5 protein-coding genes are annotated in these 8,494 nt (G+C 74.3%); 3 read left to right on the forward strand and 2 right to left on the reverse strand.

The annotated features are described in order from the left end of the window. Window positions 1-69 precede the first annotated feature (69 nt). The 3 genes from NBW84_RS19665 (at window position 70) to NBW84_RS19675 (ending at window position 5,971) form a co-directional block, all read left to right on the forward strand. A complete protein-coding gene (locus NBW84_RS19665) occupies window positions 70-1,140 on the forward strand; it encodes a glycosyltransferase family 9 protein (protein WP_250286266.1) in 1,071 nt (356 codons plus the stop codon). Window positions 1,141-1,472: 332 nt separating this feature from the next. Next, a complete protein-coding gene (larC, locus tag NBW84_RS19670; protein WP_250286268.1) occupies window positions 1,473-3,443 on the forward strand; it encodes a nickel pincer cofactor biosynthesis protein LarC in 1,971 nt (656 codons plus the stop codon). A 191-nt stretch (window positions 3,444-3,634) separates the two neighbouring features. Further along, window positions 3,635-5,971 (forward strand): nucleotide-binding protein, encoded by a 2,337-nt coding sequence (locus NBW84_RS19675; protein WP_250286271.1) that lies wholly within the window; start codon window positions 3,635-3,637, stop codon window positions 5,969-5,971. A 117-nt stretch (window positions 5,972-6,088) separates the two neighbouring features. Here NBW84_RS19675 and NBW84_RS19680 read toward each other — a convergent pair whose 3' ends face one another. Continuing rightward, the gene (locus tag NBW84_RS19680) at window positions 6,089-7,279 is read right to left on the reverse strand and encodes a geranylgeranyl reductase family protein (protein ID WP_250286275.1); all 1,191 of its coding nucleotides are present in this window, start codon (window positions 7,277-7,279) and stop codon (window positions 6,089-6,091) included. Between the two features lie 218 nt (window positions 7,280-7,497). After that, the coding region (locus tag NBW84_RS19685) for a DUF5926 family protein (RefSeq protein WP_250286273.1) at window positions 7,498-8,494 on the reverse strand (997 nt) is incomplete at its 5' end.

Consider the following 8,494-nt stretch of genomic DNA (forward strand, 5'->3'; position numbering starts at 1 on the left):
TCGGGACAGGACCAATCGGGACGGAGCGTCGTGCGTCCCACCATCCCCCTCACTGGAGAATCCCTACCTGTGACCAGTCGTGACAGCGGTCGTTACCGGCTCTCCCGCCGCAGCCCGGCCGGAACGGTCGTCGCGCTGCGCGCCCTCGGCCTCAGTGACCTGCTGACCGCCCTGCCCGCGCTGCGCGGCCTGCGCCGGGCCCGGCCGGACGCGCGGATCCTGCTGGCCACGCCACAGTGGCTGGAACCGGTGGCGCTGCTGTCCGGGGCGGTCGACGGTGTCGTGGACACGCCGAAGCTGGGCCCGGTGGCTGTCCAGCGGCCGGCGCTGGCGGTGAACCTGCACGGCCGGGGACCGGCCTCGACGATGGCGCTGCGCGCGACGGCGCCCGCGGAGCTGTGGGCCTTCGACCTGCCGGGCGGGGTGTCCTGGGACCTGGACACCCCGCCCGGCAACAGGCGGCACGCCCCGCGGGAGCACCGCGGCGGCCCCTGGGAACGCCAGGCCGGCGAGGAACGCGAGGTGGCGCGATGGTGCCGGCTGATGGAGGCACACGGAGTCGCCTGCGACCCGGACGACCTCTTCCTGCCCCGGCCGGCCGTCCCCCCGGTCGTCGGCGGCGCGACGATCGTGCATCCAGGTGGCGCGCACCCGGTCCGCCGCTGGCCGGCACGGCAGTGGGCGCTGGTGGCGCGGGCACTCGCCACCAACAGTCACCAGGTGGTCGTGACGGGAAGCCCGCAGGAGACGGAACTGGCGCGGACGGTCGCGCGGGAGGCCGGGCTGCCTCCCGCGGCCGTGCTCGCCGGATCGACCAGCCTGCCCGAGCTGTGCGCGCTGGTGGCCGCCGGGTCGCTGCTGCTCGCGGCCAACACCGGGGTAGGCCATCTCGCGACCGCCTACGGGACGCCGTCCGTACTGCTGTTCGGGCCGGTGCCACCGGCCCGGTGGGGACCACCACCGGGCCGTGGTCAACATGTCGCGCTGTGGTCCGGAGAGCGGGGATCCGCGGACCGGAACGGTTCCGCCGCGGCCAGCACCGATCAGGTCGTGGACCCGATAACGCCAGCGGACGTCCTGCGGGCGGTGGCCGCGCTGCCCACGGGCCATCCTCCAACCGGTGAGGAATCCGGTCGGTGAAGGACACCGGCCAGTTAGGACGTCCGCGGGGCTCGGGAGTGTCGGTGGCGTGCCCGGCGAGTCGCCAGCCGGCCTGGGATCCCCGATCGCGCAGGTCAGTGCCCGGACGGCCGTCCGTGCCGGACCGGCGTCCACCGGGCGGTGGCCCGGACGAACGGCCCGAGCGAGTGATCCGGACGGGCGATCCGGCGATAATCCGGAAATGATCAGTCCAGAAATGATCAGAGGATGATTCGGGAAACCGTCCGGACGATATACGGACGGGTTTGCCGGCGTGCCGGCGTGCCGGCGGGACGGCCTTGTCCCTCTTGCGTCATCCTGCATGTTCTTGCATGTTCTTGCATGTTCCTGTGCGTTCCCGCACCGTCTTTCTCGCGTCCTACCCGTACCGTTCGTACCGTTCGATGATCATTCCGTGTGGCTCGAGTGTCCCGCTCGGGCCCGACCCGCCGTTCGGGGCCGACCTGCTGATGACCGACGCCAGACCGCCGTCCACCGGCCCCCGGCCCGCCCGGCCGGCCGGGCCGGATCCCGCCGCCGGGCAGCTCCGGATCGGATGGCTCGACCTGTCCAGCGGGGTGAGCGGGGACATGCTGCTCGGCGCCCTGACCGGCGCGCTCGCCGGAACGGGCCGGCCCACCGGGGTGATCGGCGATGCCGTCGAGGCGCTGGGTCTCCCCGTCCGGCTGGATGTCGGCACCGCGTCCAGAGCGGGGCTGGCGGCCACCCGCGTCCGTGTGATCACCGGTAGCGATATCGCTGAAACCGGTGGCGACGACAGGAGCGACGCTGACGGGAACGTCGACAAGGGCGTCGGAGGCACCGCGGCCGCCTCCGGCACCAGACCTGGCACACACAACGATCATCATGGGCACCGCCATCATCACGGCCATGGCGACGACGGCCGGTTCGACGGGCCGGCCGGTGGGCATCCCCGCCGTACCTGGCCGGACGTCCGCCGGCTGCTGGCCCGGGCAGCGCTGGCCGACACGGTCCGTGAACGCGCGCTGGCCACCTTCGCCGCGCTGGCCGAGGCCGAGGCGGCCGTCCACGGCATCCCCGCCGACGAGGTGCACTTCCACGAGGTCGGGGCGCTCGACGCGCTCGCCGACGTGGTCGGCGTCTGCGCCGGGATCGCCGCGCTCGGCCTCGACCAGCTCGTCGTGTCCACGGTGGCGCTCGGTGGTGGATCGGCCCGTACCGAGCACGGCGTCCTGCCGGTACCCGGCCCGGCCGTGCTGGAGCTGCTGCGGGCCGCCGGGCTGCCGGGCCGCGGCGGGCCGGTGGACGTGGAACTGTGCACGCCGACCGGGGCGGCGCTCGTGGCGGCCCACGCGGACGCGTCCGGCCCGCTCCCGCCGATGCGGGTGCTGGCGGTCGGGGTCGGCGCCGGCCGGCGTGACATCCCGGACCGGCCCAACATCGTCCGGCTGGTCGTGGGGCACGCCCCGCGGCCAGGCCCGCCGGTCCCGGTCCCGATGGCCGGCGTCCGCGCGCACCTTCCCCGCACTCCGCCTTCCCGCGCACCCCTGGGCTCCCTGGGCTCCCTGGACTCCCAGGACTCCCAGGACTCCCAGGCGCCGGACAGCTTCGCGCCGCGGGAGGCGCCGGACGGTCCCGTGCCGGATGCCGCCGTCCCGGAGGCTCCCGGCACGGGCACCCCCGGCGCGGTCGACGAACTGCTCATCGAGACCAACGTCGACGACCTCGACCCGCGCGCCTGGCCGGAGATCATGGCCGTGCTCCTGGCGGCGGGCGCCCGCGACGTCTGGCTGACGCCGATCCTGATGAAGAAGGGCCGGCCGGCGCACACCCTGTCGGTGCTTGTCCGGGCGACGCACGCCGACGCCGTCCGACGGCTGGTCTTCCTGCACACTCCCACCCTCGGCCTGCGCGAGACAACGGTGCGCAAGCGGGCCCTGGACCGGGCCTTCCGCACCGTGGACGTGGGCGGCGAGACCGTCGCCGTGAAGATCGGCATGCTTGCCGGCGGCCGGGCCGTCACCGCCCAGCCCGAATGGGACGACGTGCGGCGGGCCGCGGCCCGGCTGGGGCAGCCGGCCCGCTGGGTCCTGGCGGCGGCGGCCGCGGCCGCACTGGGCACCGGCGGAGCGTCCCTTCCCCCGGCCAGCCACGGCGACGGTGATGACACCGGCATCAGGGGTATCACCAACATCAGCGGCGGCACCGCCAGCGCGGACGGCACCCGTACCACGGGCAAGATCCATACCACGGGCGGGAGTGGCGCGGCGGACGTCACCGGCACCGGTGACGGTGACGCGCGGACCGACATGTCGTCCTGAGCCGTGTCCGGCGCACATCGGCTGGTGGGGACGGCAGGAGACCAGCCGGACGGACTCCCGCGAGCGTGTCACCGGCGTCCAGGCCTATCCGCGGCCCCTGATCGGGTAACCGAACAGGCTGATATGTCAATGTAGTTGGATTTGGATGTAGTGCACCGTGGACGCGAACCGATCGGGGGGAGTGACAGTCGATGTCACCGTCATCGTCCCGCTCCTGCCCGCCGCCGGATCCGGTCGAGCCGGGCAACGAGACCCTGAACGGGGCCTCGTACGCCAGGGAGATCTCGTACACCGCGCAGCCACGGCAGGAGGCCGGGCGACGGGCCGGCGCCACCGGGGATCCGCAGCCGATGAACGGCCTCACACCGCCGCGCATCAGTGTGAACGGCTCCCCCGGCGCCGAGGCTGCCGGGCCGCCAGGGCCGCCAGGGCCGCCAGGGCCGCCAGGGCCGCCAGGAGCACCGGCCCCGTCACCGCCGCGGGCGGCGCCGCCGCCCGTCGCGCCACCCGGTGGTGAACGCGGCTTCGACCCGCTCACCAGCGCGTGGTCGGAGGTGGCCTACCGGTCGTCCTCGTCCTGGCGCTCCTCCGGCCCGGGTACGCCGCCGGTGCCGAACGGCATACCCGGCGGTTTCGCCGTGGTGGACAGGTACACCGCGGTGGACGACGTCACGGCGGGCACTGTCACGAACACCGCCGGGCCGGCCGGCCCGGCGGCCTCGGACGCGCCGGCCGCGAACGGCCGGCCCTGGTTCGAACCGCCGACCTACGATCCGCTGTTCGACCAGGACACGTTCATCAGCGTGCCGCCGCACCCGTCGAGCGACCGTCGCACACGCGCTGTCCCCCTCCGCCACGAGGCACGCCCCGGGGATGCCCGGCGCCCTCCCGAGCCGCCGGACGCCGGTCACGACCATGCCGGCCCGCCGCCCGGCCAGAACCACCCGGAGCAGGACCAACGAGGGCAGGAGCAGGGCACCCAGGGACGGGGGCCGCGGGAACAGGACCATCTGCCGCACACGCTGGCGTCCACGCAGCACCCGGCACCCGTATCGCCGCCACCGCCAGCGGAACCGCCGGTGGGCCCGTCCACCGCGCCGTTCCCGACCGCCCCCGGCGGGAATCCCCTGTTCCCGGACGGCGACAGCCCGCGCGGCGGGCACCGGCCCGGGCCCGGCCAGCCGTTCCCCGGCCCGGCCGGAACGGCTTTCCCGTACCCCGGCAGCCCTTATCCGAGCAGCGAATATCCGGCGCCGCCGCCCGCCCCCCGGCCGGCGGTGGCCGGCCAGCAGAACAACCGGCGGCCACCCGACAGCAATTTTCATGTGACCGGTGGACTCGCGGGAACAAACAGCCGGCGGCCGCCCGACAACGAATTCCAGGTGACCGGTGCACCCGCGGAGCGGAACAACCGGGAAGCCCCCGGCGGTGATCCGGGCGCGGCAGCGGCGAAACTCGGCCCGGCCGCCGCGGGAAATCCCGGGGAACCCCAGCGGCCGGTGCCGCAGGACGGTACGCCCGGCCGGCTCATGACCAGCGCACTGCTGCCGGCCCGGCCGGCTGTCCCCACCCGGGGCTGGCGCCGGGTTCTCTGCAGAATCTCCGGCGGAAGGGTCAACCCGGGGCTCTCCGCCGACGAGGCCCGCCACCGCCTGCTGGTCGAGCACATCAGCGCTCCTCTGAACGACTGCCACCGGATCGCGGTGATGTCCCTGAAGGGGGGCGTCGGCAAGACGACCACCACGGTGGGGCTGGGCTCGGCCCTGGCCAGCCTGCGCGGCGACCGGATCGTGGCGATCGACGCGAACCCCGACCGTGGAACGCTCGGGGCCAAGGTGCCGCGGGCATCCGAGAACACCGTCCGGGACCTGCTCGACAACGCCGGCTCGGTGGGCCGTTACGTGGACGTCCGCAGATATCTGTCACAGGCCGCCAGCCGGCTGGAGGTACTCGCCTCCGCCAATTCCCCGGAACTGTCCCAGGCGTTCACGGACACCGACTATATGGCCGTCGACGGCATTCTGGAACGGTACTACTCGATCCTGCTGACCGACTGTGGCACCGGAATGCTGCACAGCGCCATGCCCGCCATCCTGGAGCTCGCCGACACGCTGGTGGTCGTGAGCAGTTCCAGCGCGGACGGCGGCTCCTCCGCCAGCGCCACCCTGGACTGGCTGGACGCGCACGGGTACACCGCGCAGGTGAAGAACGCGGTGACGGTTATATCGACCTTTCCGATGAACCGGGAGTCGGTCGATCTGGACGCGCTCGAACAGCATTTCGCCGCCCGCACCCGCCGGGTTGTCCGGGTACCTTACGACCCGCACCTGGCCGTCGGCGGGAACATTCTCCTCGAAGAGATGCGGAAAGCGACCAGGAAGGCCTTTCTGGAAATCGCCGGCGCGGTCGCCGAGAGGTTCGGCCTGGAAAGCCGGAAGACACCCGGCCAGGCGTCCGGGGCACCCGGGGCGCCGGCCGCTTCCAGGGCTCCCGCCCGACCGGTGGAGCTGGTCGGGCGGATCCGGTAGGGGCCGGCGGGCCCGCGGCGCCGGCCGGGCAGCGGCCATCCGCGAGCTTCCGGTCCGGCATGCGGCGGCGTGCCGCGGGGGCGTCCCGCGGCACGTGCCCTGGGCTGCCTGGGGCGTTCAGCGGGTGATGGCCGCCGTCAACGCGCGGACGCCGGGCCGGCGCAACTGGTTGGCCACCGTGGAACGGCCCGCCAACATCCGTCCGAACAGGCCGAAACCGCCCGGGACAACGGCCAGGGACGCGTACAACAGGCCGGGACGGCGGGCGAAGACCGCCTGCACCTCACGACCGGCGTCCATCTCGGGGCCGAGGGCCGCCTCCACCCGGCGGGGATAGTCGCCCAGCGCGCTCGGCTCACCGGCGGCGGCGCGCGCGGCCGCCTCCCCGGCCAGCCGCCCCGAACGCAGCGCGAAGGAGATCCCCTCCCGCGTCCACGGGTCGAGCAGGCCGGCCGCGTCCCCGGCGACCAGCACCCGGCCACGGCGCAGCGGCGAGCCCACGGCCCGCACCCGCGCGAGATGCCCGGAATCGTGCAGCGGCGTCACCCCGTCCAGGCCGAGCCTGCGCACCACGTCGGCGTAGTAGGCGCGCAGGGCGCCGCCATCGTCCCGTGAGCCGATCACACCGACGGTGAGGATCTCACCCTTCGGGAACAGCCAGGCGTACGAGCCGGGTACCGGGCCCAGGTCGATCAGCATCCGGCCGGCCCAGCGGCGTGCCACTGCGGCGTCGACCGGGAACTCGCCCTCCAGACCGACGTCGACCTGGTCGAGACGGACCCCGACATAGGTGCCGACCCGCCCGGACGTGCCGTCGGCGCCGATGACCACCCGCGCGGCGACGTCCGGGCCACCGCGTACCGTCACCGCGACCCGGCCGTCCGGAACATGACCGTCCACGACACGGCCGGCCGCGATGCCGTGGCCGTCGACGGCATCGTGCTCGCGTATTCCCGTGACGTGGACGCCGGTCCGGATGACCGCCCCGGCGGCGTGAGCCGACCCGACCAGCGCCCGGTCGAACTCCGAGCGCATCACCATGGACAGCATCGGCCGGCCCGGCCGACGGCGGGTACGCACCAGCCGGCCGTCGAGTGCGACCGTGAGCTGGTCGACGCTCGCGCGGGTCAGCCGTGACAGGTCGATACCGGCATGATCGATCGACAGGCCGACCAGGCCGCCGCCGCAGGTCTTGTACCTGGGCAGCTCGGCGCGTTCGAGCAGGCACACGGTGGCACCGGCCCGGGCCGCCGCGCGGGCGGCGCTGGCCCCCGCCGGACCGGCACCGACGACGACCACGTCGAACATGCCACCGGCCGGCCCCAGCCGATCGGTAGCGGTAGCGGTAGCGGTGCGATCATGCCCGTCCTGTGCCGTCGACGGCCGGGCCTCGCCAACCACCGGCCGGTCAGGCGGGCCGGACGAACTGGGCGCGCCGGGAGAACCGAGCGAGCCGGGCAGGTCGTCGGACGGGCCGGGAAGGTCGTCGGACAAGCCGGGCAGGTCGTCGAGCGGGCCGGGCGGCATCAGCGCAGCGTGAGGGTCCGGCCGACCACACCGGCGCGTACCCGGCGTTCCGCCGGGGTGAGCGGGGTACGGTCGGCAACCGCGCTTTCCAGTTGATCGCGCAGCGTAGCGGCTGCTTCCTCGCAGCTCGCCGCGTCGGCGTCCGGCGCCAGATCCCACACCGGAACGACCAGGCCGTCCACCCGGAGCGAACCGACAAAACGGGATCCGTCACCCACAGTAAGAATATTGGCCGCCGCGAGCCGGGTGAGAGCGTCCAACAGCGGCTCCTCGTCGTACGGCTGGACCCAGCGCAGATGCGCCCGCTCCCCCGGGCGGCACCAGTAGGCCGCGTCCACCGAGGTCAGCCGGGCCGTCGGGACCACGGCTGCGTTCGCCCGCTCCAGCAGGGCCACAACCTGTGGATCCGGGCTGCCACCGTCCTGCGACGGCGGGAGCCACCAGGTGAACCCGGCGTGGACGGTGATGTCCAGCGGCGCGGGATCCAGCAGGTCCACCAGGGTCGGAGCGGCCCGGCCGCCGTCCGCCCGCGCGCTTCCCGCCGGGGCGGGCCGCGGGATGACCGGCGTGCCGGGATCCGCGTCGAGAGCCTCGAGCAACGCCCGGGCGATGTCCGCGCCCGCGTCGTCGCTGACGGTACCGGTCTGCATCGCCAGCAGGATCTCCCCGTTGTCCCGGACGAGCGCAGGCACGGCCTGCGGCAGCATCGTGCTGAGCACGATGGAACGGCCGGCGTGCTCGGGATGCTCCTGGAGGTGACCGGCGGCCAGCGTCAGCGGGGCGGTCGCGCTGGGCACCAGCTCACGCAGAGCCACCAGATCCGGCTCATCGGCCCGGCCGGCGAAGGGCCGCAGGACGGGCGCAGGGCGCCGCCGCACGCCGTGGCACGCCTTGTAGCGGCGCCCCGAGCCGCACGGGCAGGGGGACCGCGGCCCGACGGCCGGGAGCTCACCCGGCCCCGGCCGGGAGGCGGCCGATCCCGCCCCGGCCCCGGGG

The sequence above is a fragment of the Protofrankia sp. CiP1_Cm_nod2 genome (genome assembly GCF_920664355.1).
In the GTDB taxonomy this organism is placed as follows: Bacteria; Actinomycetota; Actinomycetes; order Frankiales; family Frankiaceae; genus Protofrankia.

What these genes read in the sequence shown, in the direction of transcription:
- NBW84_RS19675 (WP_250286271.1), top strand. Translation starts at nt 3,635, where the DNA reads ATGTCACCGTCATCGTCCCGCTCCTGCCCGCCGCCGGATCCGGTCGAG.
- NBW84_RS19680 (WP_250286275.1), bottom strand. Translation starts at nt 7,279, where the DNA reads ATGTTCGACGTGGTCGTCGTCGGTGCCGGTCCGGCGGGGGCCAGCGCC.
- larC (WP_250286268.1), top strand. Translation starts at nt 1,473, where the DNA reads ATGTTCTTGCATGTTCCTGTGCGTTCCCGCACCGTCTTTCTCGCGTCC.